This is a genomic window from Lactobacillus sp. 23-2 (genome assembly GCF_044902225.1).
Lineage (GTDB): Bacteria > Bacillota > Bacilli > Lactobacillales > Lactobacillaceae > Lactobacillus > Lactobacillus absianus.
This window is the reverse complement of record NZ_JAOQBX010000062.1, coordinates 1-784: the sequence shown is the minus strand read 5'-3', so window position 1 is coordinate 784 and position 784 is coordinate 1. Positions and strand designations below refer to the sequence as shown.

1 protein-coding gene is annotated in these 784 nt (G+C 46.0%); it reads right to left on the bottom strand.

Going from position 1 to position 784, the window contains the following annotated elements:
- The coding region (locus OCH80_RS10150) for an IS30 family transposase (protein ID WP_404540647.1) at positions 1–767 on the bottom strand (767 nt) is incomplete at its 3' end.
- Positions 768–784 lie beyond the last annotated feature (17 nt).

Sequence of the window (784 nt, the reverse complement as noted above, 5' to 3'; positions counted from 1 at the left end):
TCGGTTGTGATAGACTTAAAGATTCTGTTCCATTTGGATCCATAAAACTCGCGAAGCTTGTCAAACGCCTTCATGACGCTGGCTGAAGTCTTATCTTCAATCTTGATCATGAAGAAGCAACGTGTCTTTCGTTCACACAGAGTAAGCAGCACATCATCATCCTTGGTCTTGTGTCCAAGAACCAGATCGCATTCCCAGTGTCCAAAGTCCTTACGGGTATCGATTCTAGGACTGCGGTCATCGATGCTTCTGCCTAGAATGCGCTTGTTTGCACGAGCACGACGAGCCTTGGTATTGCGCTTTACCTTTTCTGGGAGGTCGATGTTCTTGATGTCCATAAGGCCAAGGTTAACGTAGTTGTACAGAGTCTTGGTAGACACGACCTGATCCTTTGGGAAGATACCTTCGGCTAAAGCATAGCCAACGCAGGCATCAAGAGACCAGCCTCGCTTATGGAAGCAGTGGGAAACATAGTTGATGAACCTGCTTCGACGAAGGAACAAGCTCTTACGGCCGCATTCGCGTCTATGGCGCTCGTAAGTCATTTGCCCCTTGGCAGCTTTGTATCGTTTCACATTGCCAGTATAAAGGGATACGGTGCCTCTTTTGAGCTCATATCCGATTGTACTTGGCGAGCAGTTAAGCTCTCTAGCAATGGCACGGTTTGAGCAGCCAATAGAATGCATCACTTGAATTGTAATTCGATCATCCTTTGAAAGGTGCTTTCCCTTTTGGTGTGGTTTAGTGTTAGAATATGAATGATCCATTTTAACCTCTCTAGAAA